The sequence below is a fragment of the Clostridium sp. AM27-28 genome (assembly GCF_003480955.1).
Taxonomy (GTDB): Bacteria; Bacillota; Clostridia; order Lachnospirales; family Lachnospiraceae; genus Otoolea; species Otoolea fessa.
Map to the genome: position 1 here is coordinate 268 of NZ_QUJT01000039.1, position 884 is coordinate 1,151.

Consider the following 884-nt stretch of genomic DNA (forward strand, 5'->3'; position numbering starts at 1 on the left):
AAATACATCGCAGGCATCCATGCCAAGTTCCAGAGATTTCGGGAAGATGGTTGCTTTGTCTTTTCCACGAATCGGCATCATGTATACGCCGTACTCAGCGCCGCAGTTTAAAGCGGCTGCTGCCATCGCCTGGGTCATTCTCTCGTCGGTTTGAGGGTCAACGACAATCAAAACTTCCTCGCCCGGTTTAACAGCCATCAGGTTGCCAAGAAGATACTGTGCACGTTCCATACATTCGATAATTCTGTTATCACTCATAACTCATTCTCCTCGCTTTTGTTATTATTTGACAGTCTCTGCATCCAGCCGATTTAAGCTATCTGCCTGTCATTGTTCTCTGTTTCATAGCTGTTTATTTAGTTTTTTCTGTTCCTCATGAGGTTTGACTATATACTATCAAACCCGCACACACTTATAAACAAATATACCCATTTGCGAATATGTTATAAATATTTCGTGATAAGGGGTTTACCATCCTGCTGGAAGCATTCCCAGTGCGCTGAAAATTGCGTAGAATACGGTACTGCCGTACAGCAGGACGATAATCGCCTGCATCGGCTTGCTTGCCATCCAGCCGCAGTTCCATACCGGCTCAATGTCACCTGTTTTTCTTGCTCGGGAGGCGGTACTTCACATCCAAATCAGACTTAAAAATACCAAGAATCCCCGTTCAGCCGATACACTGGCTGAACGGGGATTCCTGGCGTCATACAAAACAGTAAGGTATATTTATATGGTTATAATTGGGGTGAACTGTCTAGTTGGATGCAATAGTTTTATTTGTCGCCCAAACAAACAACCTTGCCGTCTTTTACAATCAGAACCTCTTCTGGTGTTCCCTCGTCGAAGATAACGGTCGGATTGTACTGTACCATGTCGATATG

General features: G+C 44.5%; 1 pseudogene. It reads right to left on the bottom strand.

Going from position 1 to position 884, the window contains the following annotated elements:
- Nucleotides 1-258: pseudogene (locus DW720_RS16070) on the bottom strand (leucyl aminopeptidase); the annotation flags it as partial.
- Nucleotides 259-884 lie beyond the last annotated feature (626 nt).